Source organism: Paenibacillus sp. AK121 (assembly GCF_019042715.1).
In the GTDB taxonomy this organism is placed as follows: domain Bacteria; phylum Bacillota; class Bacilli; order Paenibacillales; family Paenibacillaceae; genus Paenibacillus; species Paenibacillus polymyxa_C.
In genome coordinates this window covers 301,615-324,182 of record NZ_JAHPJM010000006.1, presented here as the reverse complement: position 1 = coordinate 324,182, position 22,568 = coordinate 301,615, and the positions used below count along the sequence as shown (strand labels likewise).

General features: G+C 45.2%; 20 protein-coding genes. 11 read left to right on the top strand and 9 right to left on the bottom strand.

The genetic code is table 11. From position 1 onward, the window contains the following. The first annotated feature begins 40 nt into the window (after nucleotides 1-40). The gene (locus KSP24_RS13960; protein WP_216975443.1) at nucleotides 41-982 is read left to right on the top strand and encodes a polysaccharide deacetylase family protein; all 942 of its coding nucleotides are present in this window, start codon (nucleotides 41-43) and stop codon (nucleotides 980-982) included. Between the two features lie 39 nt (nucleotides 983-1,021). Beyond that, entirely contained in the window at nucleotides 1,022-1,498 is a 477-nt protein-coding gene (locus KSP24_RS13955; RefSeq protein ID WP_064963494.1) for an RNA polymerase sigma factor, read from the top strand. Between the two features lie 134 nt (nucleotides 1,499-1,632). Here the strand turns inward: KSP24_RS13955 and KSP24_RS13950 are convergent, their stop codons facing one another. The 9 genes from KSP24_RS13950 to KSP24_RS13910 form a co-directional block, all read right to left on the bottom strand. Further along, nucleotides 1,633-2,913 (bottom strand): glycoside hydrolase family 140 protein, encoded by a 1,281-nt coding sequence (locus KSP24_RS13950; RefSeq protein WP_216975441.1) that lies wholly within the window; start codon nucleotides 2,911-2,913, stop codon nucleotides 1,633-1,635. Nucleotides 2,914-2,988: 75 nt separating this feature from the next. Beyond that, complete coding sequence (locus KSP24_RS13945) at nucleotides 2,989-4,290, bottom strand: PTS sugar transporter subunit IIC (RefSeq protein ID WP_025674200.1); 1,302 nt, start codon at nucleotides 4,288-4,290, stop codon at nucleotides 2,989-2,991. A 155-nt stretch (nucleotides 4,291-4,445) separates the two neighbouring features. Then, nucleotides 4,446-4,745 (bottom strand): PTS sugar transporter subunit IIB, encoded by a 300-nt coding sequence (locus KSP24_RS13940; RefSeq protein ID WP_025674198.1) that lies wholly within the window; start codon nucleotides 4,743-4,745, stop codon nucleotides 4,446-4,448. Beyond that, on the bottom strand, nucleotides 4,742-5,098 hold the full coding sequence (locus tag KSP24_RS13935; RefSeq protein ID WP_064963492.1) for a PTS sugar transporter subunit IIA: 357 nt from the start codon (nucleotides 5,096-5,098) through the stop codon (nucleotides 4,742-4,744). Before KSP24_RS13935 ends, KSP24_RS13940 begins: the two co-directional genes overlap by 4 nt. A 188-nt stretch (nucleotides 5,099-5,286) precedes the next feature. Then, nucleotides 5,287-7,233, bottom strand: a complete 1,947-nt coding sequence (locus KSP24_RS13930) for a BglG family transcription antiterminator (RefSeq protein WP_216975439.1) — start codon at nucleotides 7,231-7,233, stop codon at nucleotides 5,287-5,289. A 131-nt stretch (nucleotides 7,234-7,364) separates the two neighbouring features. Beyond that, on the bottom strand, nucleotides 7,365-8,906 hold the full coding sequence (glpK, locus tag KSP24_RS13925; RefSeq protein WP_129549957.1) for a glycerol kinase GlpK: 1,542 nt from the start codon (nucleotides 8,904-8,906) through the stop codon (nucleotides 7,365-7,367). Between the two features lie 15 nt (nucleotides 8,907-8,921). Further along, entirely contained in the window at nucleotides 8,922-9,857 is a 936-nt protein-coding gene (locus tag KSP24_RS13920; RefSeq protein ID WP_013372965.1) for a transketolase family protein, read from the bottom strand. Between the two features lie 3 nt (nucleotides 9,858-9,860). After that, the gene (locus tag KSP24_RS13915; protein ID WP_013372964.1) at nucleotides 9,861-10,706 is read right to left on the bottom strand and encodes a transketolase; all 846 of its coding nucleotides are present in this window, start codon (nucleotides 10,704-10,706) and stop codon (nucleotides 9,861-9,863) included. Between the two features lie 23 nt (nucleotides 10,707-10,729). Further along, nucleotides 10,730-12,190, bottom strand: a complete 1,461-nt coding sequence (locus KSP24_RS13910) for an L-fucose/L-arabinose isomerase family protein (protein WP_040102917.1) — start codon at nucleotides 12,188-12,190, stop codon at nucleotides 10,730-10,732. Between the two features lie 426 nt (nucleotides 12,191-12,616). On the opposite strand from KSP24_RS13910, the gene KSP24_RS13905 reads away from it, so the two are divergent. The 9 genes from KSP24_RS13905 (at nucleotide 12,617) to KSP24_RS13865 (ending at nucleotide 22,504) form a co-directional block, all read left to right on the top strand. Further along, nucleotides 12,617-14,056 (top strand): 6-phospho-beta-glucosidase, encoded by a 1,440-nt coding sequence (locus tag KSP24_RS13905; RefSeq protein WP_025674191.1) that lies wholly within the window; start codon nucleotides 12,617-12,619, stop codon nucleotides 14,054-14,056. 274 nt (nucleotides 14,057-14,330) lie between these two features. After that, the gene (gene licT / locus KSP24_RS13900; RefSeq protein WP_013372961.1) at nucleotides 14,331-15,161 is read left to right on the top strand and encodes a BglG family transcription antiterminator LicT; all 831 of its coding nucleotides are present in this window, start codon (nucleotides 14,331-14,333) and stop codon (nucleotides 15,159-15,161) included. Nucleotides 15,162-15,411: 250 nt separating this feature from the next. Then, complete coding sequence (locus tag KSP24_RS13895; protein WP_216975437.1) at nucleotides 15,412-17,301, top strand: beta-glucoside-specific PTS transporter subunit IIABC; 1,890 nt, start codon at nucleotides 15,412-15,414, stop codon at nucleotides 17,299-17,301. A gap of 221 nt (nucleotides 17,302-17,522) precedes the next feature. After that, nucleotides 17,523-19,013, top strand: coding sequence for an alanine/glycine:cation symporter family protein (locus tag KSP24_RS13890; protein ID WP_216975435.1), 1,491 nt, complete (start codon nucleotides 17,523-17,525; stop codon nucleotides 19,011-19,013). Between the two features lie 152 nt (nucleotides 19,014-19,165). Further along, a complete protein-coding gene (locus KSP24_RS13885) occupies nucleotides 19,166-19,771 on the top strand; it encodes a bifunctional transcriptional activator/DNA repair enzyme AdaA (protein ID WP_025674186.1) in 606 nt (201 codons plus the stop codon). Beyond that, a complete protein-coding gene (locus KSP24_RS13880) occupies nucleotides 19,752-20,288 on the top strand; it encodes a methylated-DNA--[protein]-cysteine S-methyltransferase (protein ID WP_164965063.1) in 537 nt (178 codons plus the stop codon). Before KSP24_RS13885 ends, KSP24_RS13880 begins: the two co-directional genes overlap by 20 nt. A gap of 11 nt (nucleotides 20,289-20,299) precedes the next feature. Next, nucleotides 20,300-21,115 carry an SPL family radical SAM protein gene (locus KSP24_RS13875; RefSeq protein WP_164965064.1) on the top strand — a complete coding sequence of 272 codons (816 nt, stop codon included), beginning with the start codon at nucleotides 20,300-20,302 and terminating at the stop codon, nucleotides 21,113-21,115. Between the two features lie 62 nt (nucleotides 21,116-21,177). Continuing rightward, nucleotides 21,178-21,795, top strand: coding sequence for a DNA-3-methyladenine glycosylase family protein (locus tag KSP24_RS13870; RefSeq protein WP_064963482.1), 618 nt, complete (start codon nucleotides 21,178-21,180; stop codon nucleotides 21,793-21,795). 19 nt (nucleotides 21,796-21,814) lie between these two features. Beyond that, the gene (locus KSP24_RS13865) at nucleotides 21,815-22,504 is read left to right on the top strand and encodes a DNA alkylation repair protein (protein ID WP_216975433.1); all 690 of its coding nucleotides are present in this window, start codon (nucleotides 21,815-21,817) and stop codon (nucleotides 22,502-22,504) included. Nucleotides 22,505-22,568 lie beyond the last annotated feature (64 nt).

The window sequence follows — 22,568 nt, the reverse complement described above, 5'->3', positions numbered from 1 at the left end:
AAAACGTGAACTGCTTCTAGATTTTGGAGGAACAAATACTATGGAAAAAAGCTATGCGCAAAATAGAACCAGATCTCATCGGATAAAGAGAAATAGAAGAAGGCTACTGTTTATTATTATCATTTGTATTGTTCTGATTGTTATAAAACTCTTTGACCACTTTAGTAGTAAACCACAGCCAGTAAAAACGATTGAATATGCAGAAAAAATAAAATCAGTATCAACCGACAAACTAAATAACAAATCCAAAGGGAACGAATCTTCTCTACAAAATGTTCCGGGTGCTGAAGATGCAACATTTGTTGAAAAGTACTTAAACCAGCAAATGCAAGGGCAGCGACCTGAGGGGATCGACGGTAAAAAAGTAGTCTATTTATCTTTTGATGATGGTCCTTCGGTTACCGTAACGCCTAAAATATTAGATATTCTTAAAAAAGAAAATGTGAAAGCAACGTTTTTTGTAGTAGGAAAAGCAGTAGAGGAAAATGAAGTGACTAAGAAAATAACAAAAAGATTGATTAGGGAAGGACATGCGATCGGAAATCATACCTACTCCCATGACTACAGTTATTTATATCCGAATCAGACTGTGAATTCGAGCATTTTTATGAGCGACATTGAAAAAACAAATCAAATTTTAAAACAAGTACTGGGGCAGAATTTTTCGACAAGAGTGATTCGATTTCCAGGCGGTCATATGACATGGCAGAAAAACGACCCCGATGGTATGGGAGTACTGGACAAAGCTCTACATGATAAGGATTATCATCAGATTGACTGGAATGTGTTGCCTAAAGATGCAGAAGGTGCACCTAAGAATGCTGAGCAATTAATTAGCGAATTCATGAGGAATATGGGGAATAGAGAAAAAGCAGTGGTACTCATGCATGACACTTACGGGAAGGAAGAAACAGCCAAAGCCTTGCCTGAAATCATAAGATATTTAAAAAAGCAGGGATATGAATTTAAAACTATCAAGTAACGTACCGATTCAATCAAAACAGAAGGGATAAGCAATAATATGGATATTAAAGATCTGGAGGATCTATATGTATCTTGCAAATCAGATCTCTTTGGTTATCTATTGAGGATGCTGCATAACAAACAGGATGCCGAAGATTTGTTGCAGGAATGCTTTATTCGTTTCATAAGAGCTTCTCCTGATTTGCCCGAAGATCGTATTCGATTCTATCTTTTGAGAATTGCCAAAAATTTAGCTATAGATTTAATGAGAAAACGAAAAAAAATGGATGAATATACTTTGCGTAAGGAAATGCTCTACTACCACTGGGATACCTTCGATTTTGAAATTCAGGAAGAGGTCAATCGAATTCTTTTGCTGGCTAGTAATACAGAGCAAAGAACGGTACTTGAATTGCGATTAGTTCAAGGATACTCCATAAAGGAAACGGCTAGAATCTTAAACAAGAGTGAAAATGCAGTGAAGTCTTCGCTTCACAGAGCTTCCCAACGTATTAAATTGAGATATATTTCTTGAACACTATGGAGTGCTTTGCTTTTTAAAACAAGAAGTAAGACAAACAGTCCCGATGAGAAAATTCTTGATTGCGGGGCTGTTTGTATGTTGTACATAGTAGGTGAAATGGTGAAAAAGACGGTAAGTAATCGCGGTTATTTTCTTTTGCCGATCAGCAAGACATCAGCTTCAAAATCATGCATACCAATGATCGTGATTTGCTCTTGTACAGAGATTGAAGCTGTGCCAAAACGACGATTCTCCAGGTCAATGACCGTGAAATCATATTCACTTAAATCCATGTTTAGCTTCAGCACAGTGTTGATTGGAACGTAGATGGCGACCTTGGTGTAATCGGCGCTTACAGACGCACGGATTTCTTCCGTATTTTTAAGCACTATGTTCCAAGGCTGCATATCCGTAATTCCATATATCCCGAAGAGCCATTTGGCCAATCCATAATCCCATGCCCCTTCAAACTTAAGTGCAGACTGCCAATCATATGGACTGTCGAATCCCTCCCCAGTTACACCGAACTTTTTGCTTTTCCGATGCCAGCTCCAAATACCGTGGGCTCCATAGGATATGCCAGCCGACGCCCCGGACAGAAGACTTTGCCAAGCTGCCTTACGAACATCGGCGCGGCTGAAGCGGCCATAGACTTTTCGACTGTAGCCCATCTGTTCATAACAGGGCTCTGAGTTGAGCACCGGTCGAGTGAAAGGCTTATTACAGAAGTCCAGTGCGAGTGTATACGCTGTTGGTTGAAATTGTGAATTATGTCCTGACTGGTACATGTAAAAATTCAAATGGGGGTCATTAATAAATTCCTCTGGCAGTGAAGCTAATCTTCCTTGAATATGCAGAGTGGTCAGGCACTGCGGGCTGTGCTGTTTGATGGTATGGAGAGCAAGCCGGTAATATTGGTTGGCACGCTCGGAGGGGAAATCGGTGTCACCACTTATAATATATATGGGGTAGAATTTGGAGAACCGATCGGCAACATAACGCACATAAGGTTCCACTGCCCCAAGCGGCATTTTTTTCTCCTCACGAAGCTTGGCAGCCCAGGTATCCGGGATATAATTACACCATAATAGGACCAGTGCAGGAACAAAACCTCTGTTTACAGCCATTTCGATCATCGTCTCGGCTCTGGTAAAATATTCTTCGTTCAACGTATAGAAATTGTAGCTGCCATCCTCGGCATATGCGAAAGGCTCATAGTTAAAATCGCTGCCACTTGCATCCCATTGGCGCAGCATATTGATTTGCAGGACATTGAAGCCCTGACTTTTCCGGTAATCCAGATAATAGGCCCATTCCTCCAGCGTGATGTTGGTAAATGCGCTCCAAACCGTATCGGCCAAATAAAAAAAGGGGTTACCCTCATTCATGAAATATCGTTTGTTCTCAGCTATACTCAGTTGAATCAAAAGCTTCCTCTCCTAACGATTGTCATGACAGAAACGGTGACCGTGTATCCGTTCGCCGCTTCTGCCTTTTTTCTATTATAGGATAGCGGGACTTGCTGTGGTTTCACTTGCTTGCTTTTCCAATTGCTCTTGCGCTTCGTGTTCCTTCTTCAGAGCCTGCTTGTCCAGCGCTCTAAAGAACGGATAGTAGATCAGCATACTGATCGGGATGAGTACCAGTTGTGCGGCGGCTAGTTTCCAACTGCCCTCGATGAAGCCCAGAGCAAAGATAGGGGTGCCGAAAGGCGGGTAAATCCCGATTGGTGCGGGCAACAAGCCGATGTTGGTGGCAATATAGCCGAGCACCGCACAAATGATGGGGGCAACGATAAACGGAATGGCTAGCAACGGGTTCAATACCATTGGAATTCCGAAGATCAACGGCTCGTGAATTGAGAAAAAGGTACCCGGAAGACCGAGTTTGCCGATCGTGCGAAGCTGTTTGCTCTTGGCCAGGAAAACCAATAGCAGGGCAAATCCGAGCATCGGTGCATAGTTGCAGAAGATGGACCAGAAGGCCAGCCCGATAATGTTTGGAAGTGGAGCGCCTGCCTGGAAAGCGTCAAGATTGGCTAGATCCAGGCTCATCCAGATGGGCTTCACGATCGCGAGTATAACAATTGCACCGTGAATTCCGAACATCCACAGAGCCTGCATAATGATCAGCGCGATAATCAAAGCGCCGAGTGATCCGCCCAATCCTTCCAGTGGTATTTGGAGATAAGTATAGATAAAATCGTGGACTGTACCAAATGAAGTCTGCATAAACAAACCAGCAACGATAACAAACACAAGGGCTACCAAGACGGCCGGGATCAAGCCTGAGAAGGTTTTGACAACGGTAGGCGGGACCCCGTCAGGCATTTTAATCGTCCAATTGCGGTCGACAATCCAAATATACAACCGTGCGGCAATCAAACCGACGATCATGGCAACGAACAATCCCTGCGCGCCGAGCCATTGAAGTGGCAAAGCACGGACTTTATCAAAGGTCTGGATCGGTGTAACAATAAGAAAAGAGAGAAGGGCGGTTGCCGCCGGAACAAGGGGGTCCTTGTCAAAAGCTTGCGCCAGTCTGTAGGCTATAAAAAATACCGCATACAGAGCGATGATGCCGGTGGTCATCGTCGATGCCAACCCGATTATGGCCTTCACGGGCGCAATAAGATTCTGGTAAGGCTCCCAAGCAAGTGCAGAGAAGAGAGTTGCAAATGCTCCGATAATCAGAAAAGGAAGGGTGGACATCAGCCCGTTGGAAATTGCGCTCATGTAACGGTTTTGCTGAATTGTACCCGCCACTTTTTGAAGCTTATAAGAGAATTTTTGTTGGCTAGCCATATTTATTCAACTCCTACTATAGACTTTCATTCGCCTATATAATAACTTAGATAACGCTTTCATTTAATGAAACAACATGCAGGATTATCATATATCGTTGCCCGATTTGACCAACCTCCTTGTTCGGCTGATGAGTGAGCATCTGACTCTGGGCTTTACAGCTTAAGCGCGTCTCCTAGCACTTTTTCGCCGTTCATCATACCGTAGTCTACTATATTGATAACACTTACCTTAATGCCTTTAGGTTCATATTTTGCCTTGAAATCATCCTCCAGGTAACCGACTTGTGGTCCGATCAGCAGTACATCCGTCTTGTCGGCATATTCTTTAAACGAACTTTCGGAAGTAGCCCTGATTTCAACCTCAAGGTTTTGCGCTTGTGCGGCCTTTTGCATTTTCTGTACCAACATACTTGTAGACATTCCTGCAGCACATACCAGTGTAATTTGTTTCATCCGTTGTTCCCTCCGTTGGAAGTGTGATTTGTGATTTCTTCATAGCGATTCAATCTGTTGTAAAGCTCAATCATATGTCCAGCCAGATCTTTAGTTGTGATGGCTGACATAAGATGATCTTGAGCATGTACCATAAGCAGTGTGACTTCGTGGACGGTTCCGCCAGCTTCCTGTTGAATCAGCCTCGTTTGTGATTTATGCGCTTTAACCAACTCGGCTTTGCTTTCTTCAAGCCGCTTTGCCGCCAACTGTGTATTACCTTTTTGAGCAAGAGCGATCGCGTCCATCGCTTTACTCTTGGCAACACCTGAGTTGGTGATAATTCCCATAATGATTTCTTGATACTCCTCCATCTCGTTCACCTCATGCTTTTTTCTCTTTAACTTACAGATTCAGTGTATAGGTTTGCTGCCGAGATCTAAACCCAAGTCTTTTCCGCCAGTAACGGAAATTCATTCATTGCTACTACGCTTTCATTTTAAAAAGCTCCGAAGCAGCACCCGCTCTGTGAATATCAGCCAGATGCACTGCGAAGCTTGGTTCAATACAGCTTATATTTAACGATAATCCTGGAGAATTCCTCGTACGTTTCGCATTTTAACATCTGCTGGACGATATCCGAATTGTCGACCAGTTCCATGAGATGGTTATACATTTTAGACGGTGGCTCTTTACCGTTTCTTTCAATGCTGAGGAGACAGATGAACTGCACTGGTTTGTCGCCCCACTCGATAGGTTGTTGAAGGGTACAGACCGCCCATACGGTTTGATTGCTTTGCGGAATGATAGGGTGAGGAAGGGCTACCAAATTTCCGTAAGCCGTGGGTGCAGCCTGTTCTCGTTCCAGAACGAGTCCTATAAAACCTTCTGCAGAGCGGATCAGCCCTTCAGCATATATTTTTTGGCCCAGAAAAGAGATGACCTCTTCCTTGGTGGTAAAATTTTGTCTCAGAAATACGAGTTCCTCCCGAATGTAGTGAAAATCAAACTCGGCTTCACCAGCCAGCAAACTCCCAATTTTATCCATATCGCTGCCGCCAAGAAGTGTCTGCACGACCACGACCGGAACCGATAATGGCAGCTGAATGGGAATGGTGCTCACCACAAAGTCAATGTCATGGAGGGGGACCTGCTGAAGCTTGTAATATTCCGTTGTACCCGCCACTTCAAGCGAGCTGCCAAAAGTGCTTTGCAGTTTGTACTTGAGCAGCCGGGCGCTTCCAACTCCTGAAGTGCAGACGACCAGACAGCGTTTTGGCCGGGTGTTCATACGCTGTCGTTCGATGGCTGCTCCGATGTGAATGGCGAGATAGCCCATCTCCGCTTCCGGGATCGCAATATTCAGCTTGCTCTCGACCAGCTTGGCACCAATGACTCCCGCTTGAAAAGCCAGAGAGTAGTTGCTCTTGACATGCTCCAGCATGGGGTTTCGGATGTTCATCCCATACTTTACCCGGTTCAGCGCCGGCTTCAGATGAAGGCAGATGCCTATGAGCAGTTCCGTATCACGGCTGATGTTCAGATTCAAATCCCTGTCGATCTCGGCGAGCATTTCCTTGCCCAATTCATAGATGTTCCAGTCCAGCAGCTTCTCGGGTCCCATGTCCTCTATTTGTTGTCCTTCAATTCCGACAAACCACTTGTTTCCGGCAAGATGCATGGCAATGTAGGCGATTTCATCTTCGGGAAAAGACAACTGCAATTCCTTTTCGATCAGCCCGACAATATGCTCGGCAGCCCGAAATTCGTCGGTGCCCCGCAGATCTCCTATTTCCGTCGAGAGCATAGCTACCTGGTTTCCGTCACGAATACGCTTGCAGGCGATTGCAATATGAATAGATAAATTGCTGAACGCGATATCGGAGAGCGTTACTTCATATTTCTGAGTCTGTTCCAGAACGATTCCGCAAATCAGCGTCATTTCGTGCGGGGTGACGATGCGCAGCGCTGCATGAAGTGTTCCGCCTTGTTCTTCGGAACGACTTACAATAAACTCGGACAAGCAAAACCGAAGCTGAACTTCATCACCCTTCAGTTTGACACCGTAATTTGGCCGTTTGTCAATGGTGATTCCGTAGCCTTGTAGGGTTTGTTTGACCTCTTTGAAATCATTCTGCACCGTAGACTTGCTTATATATAGCTCATCTGCGAGGTCTTCCAGCTTCACATAATGATCAGCGAGCAGGAGACGCTTGATTAAATACAATTGCCGGTAGCCGGGAGAACCTGGATCATCGGGCTCGCCGGACAGGAACAACTGTTGTAGCAGCACACGAAAGCTACGATTATCCGTAATTTTTAGTTCATATCCCCTTGAACGAACAGGTTCAATTGCTGCCCCGTGCTTGGATAGAAATTCATCCAGTTCCCGGATATCGCTGCGGATGGTACGTGAAGTAACCTGAATCAATTTGGCGAGATAATCACTTTTGACAGGAGCATCGGCAGCCAGCAAGTGCTGAAGAATTGAAACCATGCGTGCATTCATTCAAGGTTTCCCCCTTTCTGTAAAATGGAATACAAGCAGTGTACATAAAAAACCTCCGATTATCCAAGTGTAACACCTGTAAAATAACCGGAAGCTTGTAGTAAGCTCAAAAGTAAATGAGGAAGATTCAATCAACAGTTAGCGGAAGAAGATGGTGTAAGCGGTTGGTCTGAACGTATTACCATCTGCACAGCATTTTGCCAACCTGTATAAAGCCGCTGGCGCCTGACTTCATCCATACTAGGAGTATAGTGCTCATATAGATTCTGATCAGAGGTGTTTCCCGTGACGATGCTTTTAGAATCTGACCAGTATCCGACTCCAAGACCGCCCAGATACACAGAGCCCATTGCAGACAGCTCGGCACAGGTAGAGCGGGTAACATGGGTACCCAAAATATCTGCCTGAAACTGCATGAGCCAGCTGTTAGATGAGGCCCCGCCATCTGTACGTAAACTAGTAAGGGGTACACCGGATTGTTCACGTATAAATTCTACCGCATCTCTCACTTGATACCCGATACTCTCCAGCGCTGCGCGCACAATATGTGCTTTGCCGTTTCCACGGGTCATACCCACAATTGCAGCACGTGCAGAGGGATTCCAGTAGGGAGCACCTAAACCAACAAAAGCAGGGATCAGATATACGCCCTCATTGTCCTGCAATTCGGTGATCATGGATTGCATTTCCTCAAATGACGAGAATAATCCTAAATTATCCCTTGTCCATTTTATACTGTCTCCGGTCGTACGTATAACGGCTTCCAATGCATAAGTAATCTTTCCTGAAGCCCCCCAGGCAATCGTTGTGACCAGGCCGTCACCGCCCTGCACGGGTTGCGAACCAATATTCATAAGTACAGATGTTCCAGTCCCATATGTCGCTTTGGCGTCGCCAGTCTCGAAGCAACGGTGTCCGTACAGTGCACCCTGTGAATCTCCGATTATGCCTGATATAGCTACTTGTTCGGCCCATAATTCCGCTTCCTGTGTATAGCCATACAAGGCATCGGATGCTTTTACCTCAGGGAGTATGGAGGAAGGCACACCAAATATACTGCACAAATCCATATCCCAAGCCAGCGTGTGAATGTTAAAAAGGGAAGTACGGCTGGCGTTGCTGTAATCGGTTGCATGTATTTGACCGCCTGTAAGTTTCCATAGCAGCCAGCTGTCAATGGTCCCCGCAAGTAGTTTACCTTCAGCAAGCAATTGGGAGGCATGAGGTACATGTTCCAAAATCCAATTGAACTTGGCGGCAGAGAAATAAGGATCGAGCATTAGACCTGTCTTGGAGCGTATAACATCTTCATAGCCAGTATTCTTCAAGCGTGTGCAGACCTCTGCCGTTCGCTGGCACTGCCATACAATGGCATTATAGATAGGCAAGCCAGTAGAACGGTCCCAGATCAGAGCCGTTTCTCGCTGATTCGTAATCGTTACTGCGGCCAGCGAGGAGGGAGAAAGTCCGGCTTTCTCCAGTACGCCTTTCGCAGCAATAAGCACATTGTGATATATCTCAAGCGGGTCATGTTCAACCCAGCCCGGCTGTGGGTAATATGGTTTGTGCTCCAAAAAATAACGGGTAATCACATCGCCCTGCTGATTGACCAGCAGAGTTTTGGTTCCAGAAGTGCTTTGATCGATCGCCAGAATATAGGTCTCGATATTCATTACAGCTACAGCTCCTTACTTGTTCATCAATTCGAGCACAATCTTGCTGATATTGTCAGAGGTAAGTCCATAATGTTCAAAGACTTCAGCTGTTTTGCCGGCAATCGCCGGTTCATCCGGTATGCCCAGCACTTTCATAGGAACCGGTTGATGTTGAACCACCACTTCTGCTACGGCAGCACCCAAGCCTCCGAATACACTATGCTCCTCCACGGTGACAATACCTCTCGTTTCCCGGGCTGCGGCGATGATCGCTTCCTCATCAAGTGGCTTGATGGTGTGCATATTGAGAACACGAGCTTTCACACCCATCTGCTGGAGCAACTCAGCCGCATCCAGAATGATACGGACGGTCTCACCAGCGCCAATCAGAGTAATGTCTGATCCTTCTCGCAAGGTGACAGCTTTTCCAATCTCAAATGGATAATCATCGGACGGATAGATATCCTCAACAGCATTACGTCCGATCCGTACATATGCGCCTCCTTCATGCTGAACCAGCGCTTCGGTCATTTTCTTGGTTTCATGACGATCGGCGGGGAGTAAGACCATCAAACCAGGAATCGCTCTGGCCACAGCAATATCTTGGACAGAGTGATGGGACATCCCCAGTGCGCCGTAGCTAACACCACCGCTTATCCCAATCAGTTTTACATTGGTTCCGGAATAAGCTACATCTACCTTGATTTGCTCAATACTACGCATGCTCAGGAAGCAGGCAGGAGAGGTGACGAACGGCTTTTTACCGCTGTGTGCGAGTCCGGCAGACATACCGACGATATTTTGCTCGGCAATGCCTACTTCCACAAATTGTTCCGGATAGGCATCGGCAAAGGGGGCCATAGCAGCAGAGCCGCGAGAATCACTAGCCAACACCATAATATCCCGATCCTCTTTGGCAAGACTAAGCAACGTTTCACAGATGACCTGACGATTAGGGATTTTGTTCATTGTTTATCTCACCTGTCCTTCCCCGGATAATTCGTCTATTTCTTGCGTTAGTTCCGCCAGTGCGCGTTCAAGTTCATCATCACTTGGAATACGATGGTGCCAGCCTGGAACACCCTCGGCAAAGGATACTCCTTTTCCCTTGATCGTGTTTGCCAGCACCAACGTTGGTTTGCCTTCAATTTCGGGGACATTGCGGAATGTATGGATTAGTTCCTCCATGCTGTTGCCATCAATGGAGATAACATTCCAGCCGAAGGCGGCCCACTTCTCCTCCAGCGGCTCAAGTCCCATAACCTCCTCGGTTGTACCGCTGATTTGCAGGCCGTTGCGGTCAATGATGCCGACAAGATTATCCAGTTTGTAATGGGCACCTGCCATAGCGGCTTCCCAATTGGAGCCTTCAGCTTGCTCTCCGTCACCCATTAGACAGAATACACGGTAGGATCGCCCGTCACGCTTGGCAGCCAGTGCCATGCCGACTGAGATGGGGAGGCCATGGCCCAATGCGCCTGTATTCATCTCAACACCGGGAACCTTATTGTTCGGATGCCCAATCAGACGGGTACCGAATTGGCTATAGGTTTCCAGTTCTTCTTTAGGGAAGAAACCAAGGTCTGCCAGAATACACCATAAAGATTCGACGGAATGTCCTTTGCTGGCAATAAAGCGGTCGCGTTCTTCCCATTTAGGATTAGCGATATCAATATTCATGATTTCGTAGTATAGGGCGGTGAGTATATCCGTATTGCTCAGTGAGCCTCCTGTATGTCCTGTTTTGGCACGATGAATAATGGTGAGCAGGTCCTTACGGATTTGTGCGGCTTTGATTTTCAAGTCTAGGATTTCCATAGTGTCCTCCTGAAAAAATATAGTTAAACCAGAATACCCGACTTGGTGACAGCGAGATCGGAACCACGCAACCAGCGTTGGATTTCCTGTTCGGTAGGATCTACCGGATCTGCCTTAACGCCTGGAAGGTAATTGCAGGCCTCGTACAGAGCCGGGATGACGTTAGCGTGAATGCCAACAGAGTGATGGACGTAAGGACCTTTGACGAGCTTTTCTTCCCATAACGGCCAGTCGTTGACTTCTACCCAGACATACGAGCCGCGGGTATAAGGTCCCTCAATTCCTTTAGCTTTGCCGAGGAAAATGGAATAATCTCCATGATCACCATCAAAACGAGCGATGGTCATGCCGCCGCCTTTGATTTGTCCTTCATGTGTGCCTGGTGCGTGATCATCGAACAGGAAGTGCTTGCGCAGTTTGGGTTTGTTCTCAATAGACATGGAGACTGGAAAGTTCCCGCAGTGAAATAAAAGTTCTCCATTGTCATTCTCAGGGTGACGTACTGTAATATCAGCAAAAAAGGTTGGCAGTTCGTTCATCGCAGCCGCTTGCACCATAACCGAAGTAATAGCTCCGTGAATATCGGTTTCGCAGGTGACCGGAATTTGTTCATCTGTCAAAATAGCATTTGCCAGACAAGGCATAATTCCCATGGCTTCCTGGAGGGAGGACCAGCATTGGATGGCGATAGCTGTACTTCCCGTTTCGATAGCGTAGGATTTCATGGCTACTTTAAGTGCAGCGATGCGTCTGATATCATCTTCGGTGACTTCACTGTAGTCCAGCTTCTCTTTGATATAATCAATCGCTTCTGAAAGCTCAGCACTGATCCCGGAGGCAATTTTTTTTGAACGGAGCTGAATATCTACTAGTGTGATTGGATGAATTTCAATACCGAATCGCTCTAGCAGTTCCCCTTCATTGCAGATCATGGTCCAAAAGGAAGCAGGACGAGGGCCTATCTGAAGAATCCGTAAACTCTTGAACTGTCGTACTACATTGGCAGCCGAGATAAAGTTGTTAAAGCCTCGTTCAAATACCGGATCAGCTACACGACTGTTTGTGATATAGGTAAAAGGGACATTAAAGCGGCGAAGTACTTTTCCGCTGGCGAACAATCCACACTGGGTATCCCGCAATCTCATCCCGTCGGCTAGAGGAGCCTCATCACGTGGACCCCACAATAGCACCGGCTTGCCAAGCGCCTTGCCCACACGGGCAACTGTATCCTCGGTACCAAAATTGCAGTGGGGGAAGAAAACGGCGTCTACTTCCTCTTCCTTGAAACGTTTGATAATCAAGTCTGCGTTAATATGATCGTCATACAGTAAACCTTCTTCATTAAGTCCTTCCAAATCCACGATGTCCATGCTCATTCCGAAGCTCTCGATTTGTTTGCGAATGGCAACTTTGTAGCGGAATGCATCCTCAGCACTGAAGGTGAATCGTCGAGTAGGCGCATACCCCAGTTTCAGCTTTTTCATGAATAACTCTCCTTGTACTAGAAGTAAACAAATTGAAATCACACTAAACAAAACTAAACTATGGTGTACGAATTATATAAAGTTTTATTTTCGAAGTCATCGTATCATCTCTATAAACCGCTGTCAATTAGTCTGTTTATAAAAATTAAGTTGTTTAGTTTAGTTATTTTTCGAAAATAAACTAAACAAATGCATTTAATTTAGAGTGAATAACGTATGTATCATATCTATTAAATTTGACAGGCTCCTAAATCTTTGTTAGAGTTTCAATCAAATATGAATAACCTTTTCATGGGATGTTACCGATAGGGCATAACCTGAACTGGCTTGTTTACACTGCAAGTGTAATCAGGCTGGTTTGGGTTTTTTTATTACTCATCACCCTTTCTGTATCCCTTTTATTACACATTTGGAAGGAGAACGTTTATGTCCAGTTATGTTTTTCCTAAAGACTTTTTATGGGGTGGTGCTCTTGCTGCCAACCAGGCTGAGGGGGCTTATTTAGAAGACGGTAAAGGGTTGAGTCTGGTGGATCTGCTGCCTACCGGAGAGAAGAGAAGAAGCATAATGAAAGGGAATGTTCCTTCGTTGACTCCACTTGAAAGCGAATTCTATCCTTCCCACGAAGCCATTGACTTCTATCATCACTATCGCGAGGATATTGCACTATTTGCGGAAATGGGATTCAAGGCACTGCGTGTTTCCATTGCCTGGGCTCGTATTTTTCCAACTGGAGAAGATGCTGTTCCCAATGAAGCGGGGCTGCAATTTTACGATGATTTATTTGACGAATTGCATAAACACGGTATTCAGCCGGTTGTGACCCTTGCTCATTTTGACGTACCAGTAGCTCTGATCGAAAAATATGGAAGCTGGCGCAGCCGGAAACTGGTAGGTTTGTTTGAAACCTATGCCAAAACTGTATTCACTCGTTACAAGGATAAAGTCAAATACTGGATGACGTTTAATGAGATTAACATGCTGCTTCATTTGCCGTTTCTCGGTGCAGGGCTTGTATTTCAAGAAGGTGAAAACGTTAAACAAATTCAGTACCAGGCTGCACATCATCAGCTTGTGGCAAGTGCGCTGGCGGTGAAAGCATGTCACGAGATCATTCCAGATGCAAAGATTGGCTGTATGCTTGCTGCTGGCAGCTTCTATCCGTATACATGTAATCCCGAAGATGTGTATCAGGGGATGGAAAAAGACCGCGAGTCCTACTTCTTCATTGATGTACAGTCACGCGGCGAATATCCTGGTTATGCGAAACGCTTCTTCAAGGATCATGGACTAAACATCGAGATGGAATCCGGCGACGCAGCCATTTTGAAAGATCATACCGTCGACTACATCGGATTTAGCTATTACTCGAGCCGGACAACCAGCACAGACCCGGAAGTTGTCAAAAACATGACCAGCGGGAATGTATTCGGCTCCGTGGCCAACCCATATTTGGACAAGTCAGAATGGGGCTGGACGATCGATCCAAAAGGATTCCGCATCACAGCCAACCAACTGCATGACCGCTACCAAAAGCCTTTATTCGTAGTGGAAAACGGTTTTGGGGCCAATGATGTGGTTTCGCCTGAAGGAGAAGTGAATGACGATTACCGAATCGACTATCTCAAGCGGCATATTGCCGAAATGGGCGAGGCTCTTCAAGACGGGGTCGAAATTATCGGTTACACTAGCTGGGGACCGATTGACATTGTCAGCGCATCCTCCGGAGAGATGAAAAAACGCTATGGTTATATTTATGTAGACCGTGATAACGAAGGCAACGGTTCGTTGAAGCGTATTAAAAAGAAAAGTTTCCACTGGTACAAAAACGTAATTCATTCCGACGGTGAAAATCTCGGCGAATAATCGTACCACAAGGAAATAGGATCGGACGTCCTGAATCAACGGGGATTTCCGATCCTCGTTACTTGATTGAAAGCGTTGACAATCGTTCCTTTTCGGGCTATACTTGACGCAATTCCATCATTTTAGGATTGTTACTGCATAGCAGGCAAAACCTAAGCCACGAATAAGCGGATTTTACAGTCTTGTTTATTTGGCGTGCTTCGGTTTTTTTTGTTTGCAATAAAGTGGATGGAGCATGAGTGGCTCTTGCTGGCATAGGGAACGGGGGATCGAGATGAATATAGCAAAGGTCATCAACAACAATGTAATTAGTGTCTACCAGACAGACGGTACAGAACTCGTGGTCATGGGTCGAGGGATTGCTTTTAAGAAAAAGCCAGGAGACAAAGTAGACGAAACCAGGATTCAGAAGGTATTTGCGCTGAAAAACAAGCAGACATCCGATAACTTCAAAATGCTGCTGCGCGAGGTACCGATGGATTTGATCGTGATTGTGGAGGAAGTCATTAATGACGCCAAGCATAATCTGAACAGAAAGCTAAACGAAAATATTTATGTTTCTCTGACCGACCATATCAATTTTGCTATTGAAAGGTACCGGGAAGGACTGGAAATCAAAAACGCGTTATTGTGGGAAATCAAGCAGCTGTACAAAGAAGAATTCGCTATTGGTCTGAGAACGCTGGAACAAATCAAACAAAAGCTCGGTATTGAACTGCCTGTGGATGAAGCGGCTTATATTGCCCTTCACATCGTGAATGCTGAAATGAACGAGGAAGTCATTACGACCATGAGTATTACGAAGTTCATCCAGCAAATTATCAATATCGCCAAGTACCATTTTAAGGTGGATTTTGACGAGGATTCTTTGAGTTATTTCCGCTTTATTACGCATCTGAAATTTTTCGCCCAGCGTGTATTTAAGGGAAATCACTATGAAAATAACTATGATCATTTATATGACATGATTAAGGAAAAGCACAAGGAAGCAGCCGCTTGTACGGAGAAAATCGGAACCTTTGTAAAAAAAGAATACGGTCACGAATTGACGAACGAAGAAAAGCTGTATTTGACTGTGCATATTGAACGAGTGGTGAATAGATAAGTTAAACCTTTTATTCGAAAAAGGATCAAAATAAAAGGTTAAATGTTTTTGTTGACAAATATGGTAGTTTAATTATATTATGTGAGTAACAGGAATTTAATAAGTTTTAACTGGGATTGTTACTGGTTATGCAGGCAAAACCTAAGTCATGAAAAATTGCGGGACTCCAGTGCCCACCATTTTTCAAGGCTTAGGTTTTTTGTGTGCCTAAATATGGTAAAAAGCCCCTTAGAACATGGAGGTGTCCATCATGAGTTATGAAAAACTGGCTAAAGAAATTGTGCACCTGGTAGGCGGCGAAAAAAATGTAGTATCGCTCGTACACTGCGCCACACGCCTGCGTTTTGTGCTAAAAGATGAGGCAAAAGCAGACAAGGCAAAGCTGGAAAAAACCGATGGAATTATTACGGTCAAGCAGAGCGGTGGCCAGTTCCAGGTTGTGGTCGGTAACAAAGTACCAGAAGTATATAATGCCATCGGCCAAGTATCCAACATTTTGAATGAAACTGGAAAAGAAGAGAATTCAGCTAAAGGCAAGAAAGGGTTTGGCGCTGTAATCGACGTAATTTCCAGCATTTTTGCACCGTTGCTCGGAGTTATGGCGGGGTCCGGTATTTTGAAAGGTCTGCTGCTGATTGCGAGCAACCTTGGCTGGCTGGTTCCGAAAGACACTACCTATATGATTTTGTATGCTGCGGCCGACAGCTTGTTTTATTTCCTGCCGCTCTTGTTAGCGGTTACAACGGCACGGAAATTCGGAGGTAATATCTTCGTTGCTCTGACCATCGCCGGAGGGCTGCTTTATCCGACGATTGTCACGCTGAAAACAGAAGGTACACCTACAGACTTTTTCGGTATTCCTATTGTGATGATGAGTTATTCATCTACCGTTATTCCGATTATTTTAGCCGTGATCGTCATGAGTAAGCTGGAAAAATGGTGCAATCGACTGATCCATGAGAGTGTCAAAAACTTTATTACACCTTTAATTCTACTTGTAATTATGCTTCCTCTGACCCTGATGGTTTTTGGTCCAGTCGGGGTGTATGTGGGCAACGCAATCGCTACCGCGCTCGTTGCTGCGTTCAGCTTTAGTCCGCTGCTGGCTGGAGCAATTCTTGGTGCTTGCTGGCAGTTGCTCGTTATTTTCGGGGTTCACTGGGGTCTTGTACCTGTATTTATTAATAACATTGCTGTTAACGGCAGAGACGGTATTAAGCCTTCTGCTGCAGCTTCTATCTTTGCTCAAACCGGTGCAGCGTTTGGGGTCATGCTGAAAACGAAAAATAAAAAGCTGAAAACGCTAGCGGGTTCCGCTACGCTTACAGCGTTGTTCGGTATCACAGAGCCAGCGGTCTATGGGGTTACGCTACCGCTGAAACGTCCGTTTATTGCAGGTATTATCGGCGGTGCTGTCGGTGGTGCCATTATCGGCCAAGCTGGGACGCAGGCATTTGCCTCTGGCGCACCTGGATTGCTGACCTTGCCGATCTTTTACGGTCCTGGCGGACAAGGTTTCCCGGGATTGATTTTAGGGATTACTGTTTCATTTTTGGTTTCAGCTATCTTGACTTATATTTTAGGCTTCGAAGATCCAGTTGAAGAGGAAGAAACCACTGACAATTCGACTAAAGAGTCGACTTCTACAGTTGTCGTTTCTAATGAGGAGGTATTAAGCCCGATTGAAGGAACTGTGGTCGCTCTAACGGAAGTTCCCGATCCTGCGTTTGCTTCAGAAGCTATGGGTAAAGGTATCGCCATCCAGCCGACAACAGGCAGAGTCGTAGCCCCGTTCGATGGAACCATTACGGTGGCGTTCAAGAAAAAGCATGCGTTGGCAGTGGTTTCGCATCAGGGCGCAGAAGTTCTAATTCACGTCGGAGTAGATACGGTTAAGCTGGACGGTAAACATTTTACTTCCTATATTAAAGAAGGTGATCAAGTTAAAGCGGGAGATCTGCTGCTCGAATTTGATGTTGAGCAAATCAAGGCAGAGGGTTATCCTACGATTACGCCAGTTATCATCACAAATTCTTCTGAATATACGGAAATTCTCCCTATCTCTCAAGGACAGATAGCGGAGCAAGCCCCCCTGTTGAAACTGTCTGGCGCTCCAAATGAGCAAGAAGGCATCGCCTAAAATATTTTAAAGACCAAGCTCTGACGATCCACTTTTTTGGGTCCTCAGAGCTTTTTTGTCGTCCTTTCAGTTAGCAGATAAGTCGATTTGTAATTGACAATATGTCAATTAAATTAACTTGTACGCTTGTAAAAACTAATCTATAATTTCTTGTAATTATGCAAATTTTCTGAAAACGTAAACTAAATATGAATTGATGGATCAGGGGGGAAATGCAAGGAATGTTAGAGAAGTGGGCAGAGGCAGTAAATGGCGTCATTTGGAGCAATCCTGTGGTATATGTCTGTTTGGGCGTGGGGTTATTATTTTCGATCATGACTCGATTTTTACAAATCAGGCATTTCAAAGAGATGATTCGCCTCGTCTTTAAAGGAAAAAGTTCAGAGGCAGGCGTTTCTTCTTTTCAAGCCTTTACGATGGCGCTATCGGGACGTGTAGGGACGGGGAATATTGCTGGGATTGCATTGGCAGTCGGTATGGGGGGACCCGGGGCAATATTTTGGATGTGGGTCATGGCTTTTATCGGATCGGCCACTGCGTTTGTTGAATCTACACTGGCTCAGATCTATAAGGTAAAGCGTGAGGGTCAGTATCGAGGCGGCCCGGCCTTTTATATTGAAAAAGGGACAGGCTTAAAATGGTTTGCGGTTATTTTCGCAGTTGTAGCGTTGGTCGCTATGTGTTTACTGTTGCCGGGAACTCAATCGAATTCGATTGCGGTAGCTTTTCATAATTCGTTTGGTATGAATATGAAGGTTTCCGGGATAGTAGTTGTCGTGTTGCTGGCGCTTATCATATTTGGTGGTGTAAAAAGAATTGCCAATGTGGCACAGGTAGTCATACCCTTCATGGCACTTGGCTACATCCTTGTCTCTTTCTATATTATGGTGACGAACATTACTGCGCTTCCCGATGTATTTACCCTTATTTTTCGCAGTGCCTTCGGTATCGATTCAGTGTTCGGTGGTATAGCAGGGACAGCCATTGCCTGGGGGGTAAAACGAGGCATTTATTCGAATGAAGCGGGACAAGGTTCTGGTGCGCATCCGGCAGCAGCCGCAGAAGTGTCCCATCCAGCAAAACAGGGGCTGGTTCAAGCATTTTCCGTGTATGTAGATACTTTTTTAGTCTGTACGTCCACGGCTTTCATGGTCTTGTTTACAGGGATGTACAACGTGAAGGGACCGGGTGGGGGTTATATTGTGCAGCATCTCCCGGGTGTTGAAGAAGGAACACAATATACACAGGCTGCTATTGAATCGGTATTCCCGGGTTTCGGATCAAGCCTCTTGTCCATAACCTTGTTCTTTTTCGCATTTACCACCATTATCGCCTATTATTACATCGCTGAAACCAATATGGCCTACCTGGTTGCCGACCGTAAAGCCAGATGGCCTATGTTCCTGTTAAAGTTGGTTATTCTGGGTTCGACCTTTTATGGAACGGTCGTCAAGGAATCTGCGTTGGCGTGGACACTAGGGGATATGGGGGTCGGTATTATGATGTGGGTGAATCTGATTGCTATGATCCTCTTGGCCAAGCCTGCGCTTCTCGTGCTTAAGGATTACGAGCGGCAACGGCGTCAAGGGCTAGACCCGGTATTTGACCCGAAGCAGGCGGGAATTTCAAATGCAGATTATTGGTCACAGGCATACCAGCATCCTTCAGATGAGTTGACGATCACGGTTGAACCGGGTAAGCTTCAAGCCTAAATAAGATAGATTACTACCTTTAAAGGTGGCTCCTCGTGGGGTCATCTTTTTTCATTATCTTGCCTTTACATTCCAAAAGGGGTACATATGTTCACTGTTTAGTTTATAATTTAGATATGAGGCAGGGAACATTGCACAAGAGGGGGATTGAAATGAGAGCATCCGATTTATCCATAACAGACGAGAAGTGGAGAGCTATTGTAGAAAATGACAAGTCTTATGACGGGGTATTTTTGTATGCTGTGAAGACAACGAAAATATTTTGTCGCCCCTCCTGCAAATCCCGACCTCCTAAAAGAGAGAACATCCGTTTATTTACATCAGCAGAGCAGGCTTTGGCTGAGCATTTTCGTCCGTGTAAAAGATGTAAACCGACAGGACAACGATTGCCTGATCACGACTGGATCGCAGGAGTTGCAGAATACGTAGATTCGAACTATATGAAGGACTTAACATTGCACGTCCTGGCAGAGATAAGTCATGGAAGCCCGTATCATTTACATCGTACCTTCAAGCGAATCATGCATGTCACTCCGATGGAATATATACAGCGTACTAGGTTGAAACAAGCGAAGAAGCTGCTTATTTGCTCACATCAATCTGTTGCGGAAGTGGGGGAGAACGTAGGTCTGTCCAATATCCCTTACTTTATTACGTTGTTTAAAAAGAATACAGGTTACACCCCGTTGCAGTATCGCCAACTCGAATCCAAAGCAACTCAAAAAGGAGGTACACAGCATGGTACATCAAATGAATAAAACGATCTATTGGTCATTATTGACGCACGAGGATTGGAATTTATATATTGCAGCTACATCGGAAGGATTATGTTATGTCGGTTCGCTTAATCAGCCTGTAGAGGAATTGATGGCATGGGCAGGAAGTCGATTTCCCGGCAGTCCTTTAGTTGAAGAGGATATCGTTTTACAGCTCTATGCCAAGGAGTTGATTGAATATTTCCAAGGGGAGCGCACACATTTTACATTCCCTTTTGACTTTCATGGAACTGCATTTCAAATGGCTGTATGGAACGCGCTGTGTAATATTCCGTATGGGGAGACACAATCCTATTCAGACATTGCCAACGCTATTCAAAAGCCGAACTCTGTTCGTGCGGTAGGTACTGCCATCGGTGCTAATCCGATTTTGGTCACCATCCCTTGTCACCGGGTCATTGGTAAGAATGGAGCCTTGACAGGGTATCGTGGGGGGCTGGACATGAAGGTGAAGCTTTTGCAGCTTGAAAAAAATCGCACACACAAATCAATATGGTAGTGAGGTTAGGTATGAAAAATGAGTATTACAAATCTCCCAAGACTCTTTTGAATAAAGGAACCGGCTTCTTGTCAGGGTATACACACTCGTTGAACCCATATACCGGCTGTACCTTTGGTTGCTCGTATTGTTATGTACGCCAATTGCCAGTCTCTACGTTTCGGAAGGAAGCCTGGGGAACATGGGTTGATATTAAAAAAGAAGCGGCAGATATTCTTCGCAAGGAACTTCGCAGGGCCAAATCCAAAGGTAAAGTCACGATTTTTATGTCGTCAAGCACAGATCCTTATCAGCCGGCCGAGTACAAGGAAGAGGTGACTCGATCTCTGCTGGAAGTGATGGTGGAAGATCCGCCGGATTTTCTGTTTGTACAGACGCGTAGTCCGCTTGTACGACGAGATGTTGATTTATTGCTCGAATTGAAGGAATGTGTACGTGTGAGTATCACGGTAGAAACAGACCGTGAGGATATACGCAAACATTTCACTCCGGAAGCTCCTCCCATCCAGGCTCGTCTCCAAACGCTGCAACTTTTAAAAGAGGCAGGTGTGCCTACGCAAGCTACTATTGCTCCGATGCTGCCAAGCAGTGAGCATTTTGCAGACAAGCTTTTGCCTCTGGTCAACCGTGTCTGTATAGATGATTATTTTATGGGAGACGGCAGCGGGGGAAGGCGGACGCGCAGCTTGAACATTGGTGCGCTGTACGAGTCATTGGGGCTGGAAGAATGGTATCACCCTGCCGCCTATAAGGCGGTTTATGAGCGTTTTCTTCATGTTTTTCCCGAAGAACAGCTCTATGTGAGCAAAGAAGGATTTGAGCCCTGATATGAAAGCAGCCTATGCAATTAAAATGAAGAGTGTACCATACAAGGGGAGCGGGAGAACAAATGGAAACGGTCATGACCAAAAACTTTGACTATGGAGAAAAGGAAATCAACTACCTGAAAACGGTAGATACCGTACTTGGTGCCGCTATAACGCAAATGGGCAAGGTAGAACGCGTAATCATTCCCGACCTGTTTGCGGCGCTTGTTCATGCGATTGTGGGGCAGCTTATTTCGGCCAAGGCGGTTCAGACCATATGGACAAGGATGCAGGAGAAATTAGGCGCGATCACTCCGCAAAATATAGCCGTTCAGACGGCTCAGGAAATTCAAAGCTGTGGCATAACCATGAAAAAAGCAGCATGTATCCTGAATATAGCCCAAACGATCGAGCGGGGATTGTTGGATTTACAGGAATTATATGGGCTTTCTGATACACAGGTGATCCAGAAATTATCCTCGCTGCAAGGGATAGGCCCTTGGACAGCTGAAATGATGCTGATTAATTGCATGGAACGACCGGACGTCGTCAGTTGGGGCGATATGGCTATTCGGCGGGGAATGATGAAGTTGTACCATTTAGATACACTGACCAAGCAACAATTTGAGGAGTATCGCCGAGTGTATTCACCTTATGGTTCAGTGGCCTCCATTTATTTGTGGAGCATTTCATTTCGTTAACAAACAGGGAGTGGAAAATATGGAGAAGACCATCAGAGAGCAGATATTGTCACATGTAGATACGGATTTTCAGAAATTTACGGCTGCATTGCTTCCAACGATTAATAATGTGCTGGGTGTGCGTCTACCGGTGCTGCGTAAGCTGGCTCAAGATATTGCCAAAGGAGATTGGCGACTCTATCTGGAGACCGCCGAAAGTGAGCATTTTGAAGAAGTGATGCTGCAAGGAATGGTGATTGGTTCTGTAAAAACAGATATTGAGGAAGTTTTGAGTTATACCGCCAAGTTTGTTCCTAAAATTGATAATTGGTCCGTATGCGATAGTTTCTGTGCCGGATTGAAAATCACGAAACAATATAAAGAAAGAGTATGGGATTTTATTCAGCCCTATCTGTTCTCTAAGAAAGAATATGAAATTCGGTTTGGGGTGGTTATGCTGCTGAATTTTTATATTGAAGAACAGTATATTAACCGGGTGCTTACTTTGCTAGATCGGACCCATCGAGAAGATTATTATGTACAAATGGCGGTAGCATGGGCAATATCAATCTGTTATATCAAGCTGCCTGAGGTAACGATGGCGTATTTAAGTCATAATGCATTAGACGATTTTACTTTCAACAAGGCTCTGCAAAAAATCACAGAATCATACCGGGTGGATCAGGCAACGAAAACGACCATTCGTAGTATGAAACGAAAAAGAAAATAGGATGGGTCCCCGCCTGTAAGTGTTATACTGAAAAAAACATACGTGTATAAGATCGACAGGAGGG

Bases quoted from the DNA above. Each gene is read 5' to 3' on its own strand.
- KSP24_RS13960 (WP_216975443.1), top strand. From the start codon at position 41: ATGGAAAAAAGCTATGCGCAAAATAGAACCAGATCTCATCGGATAAAG.
- KSP24_RS13955 (WP_064963494.1), top strand. From the start codon at position 1,022: ATGGATATTAAAGATCTGGAGGATCTATATGTATCTTGCAAATCAGAT.
- KSP24_RS13945 (WP_025674200.1), bottom strand. From the start codon at position 4,290: ATGGCTAGCCAACAAAAATTCTCTTATAAGCTTCAAAAAGTGGCGGGT.
- KSP24_RS13940 (WP_025674198.1), bottom strand. From the start codon at position 4,745: ATGAAACAAATTACACTGGTATGTGCTGCAGGAATGTCTACAAGTATG.
- KSP24_RS13935 (WP_064963492.1), bottom strand. From the start codon at position 5,098: ATGGAGGAGTATCAAGAAATCATTATGGGAATTATCACCAACTCAGGT.
- KSP24_RS13930 (WP_216975439.1), bottom strand. From the start codon at position 7,233: ATGAATGCACGCATGGTTTCAATTCTTCAGCACTTGCTGGCTGCCGAT.
- glpK (WP_129549957.1), bottom strand. From the start codon at position 8,906: ATGAATATCGAGACCTATATTCTGGCGATCGATCAAAGCACTTCTGGA.
- KSP24_RS13920 (WP_013372965.1), bottom strand. From the start codon at position 9,857: ATGAACAAAATCCCTAATCGTCAGGTCATCTGTGAAACGTTGCTTAGT.
- KSP24_RS13915 (WP_013372964.1), bottom strand. From the start codon at position 10,706: ATGGAAATCCTAGACTTGAAAATCAAAGCCGCACAAATCCGTAAGGAC.
- KSP24_RS13910 (WP_040102917.1), bottom strand. From the start codon at position 12,190: ATGAAAAAGCTGAAACTGGGGTATGCGCCTACTCGACGATTCACCTTC.
- KSP24_RS13905 (WP_025674191.1), top strand. From the start codon at position 12,617: ATGTCCAGTTATGTTTTTCCTAAAGACTTTTTATGGGGTGGTGCTCTT.
- licT (WP_013372961.1), top strand. From the start codon at position 14,331: ATGAATATAGCAAAGGTCATCAACAACAATGTAATTAGTGTCTACCAG.
- KSP24_RS13895 (WP_216975437.1), top strand. From the start codon at position 15,412: ATGAGTTATGAAAAACTGGCTAAAGAAATTGTGCACCTGGTAGGCGGC.
- KSP24_RS13890 (WP_216975435.1), top strand. From the start codon at position 17,523: ATGTTAGAGAAGTGGGCAGAGGCAGTAAATGGCGTCATTTGGAGCAAT.
- KSP24_RS13885 (WP_025674186.1), top strand. From the start codon at position 19,166: ATGAGAGCATCCGATTTATCCATAACAGACGAGAAGTGGAGAGCTATT.
- KSP24_RS13880 (WP_164965063.1), top strand. From the start codon at position 19,752: ATGGTACATCAAATGAATAAAACGATCTATTGGTCATTATTGACGCAC.
- KSP24_RS13875 (WP_164965064.1), top strand. From the start codon at position 20,300: ATGAAAAATGAGTATTACAAATCTCCCAAGACTCTTTTGAATAAAGGA.
- KSP24_RS13870 (WP_064963482.1), top strand. From the start codon at position 21,178: ATGGAAACGGTCATGACCAAAAACTTTGACTATGGAGAAAAGGAAATC.
- KSP24_RS13865 (WP_216975433.1), top strand. From the start codon at position 21,815: ATGGAGAAGACCATCAGAGAGCAGATATTGTCACATGTAGATACGGAT.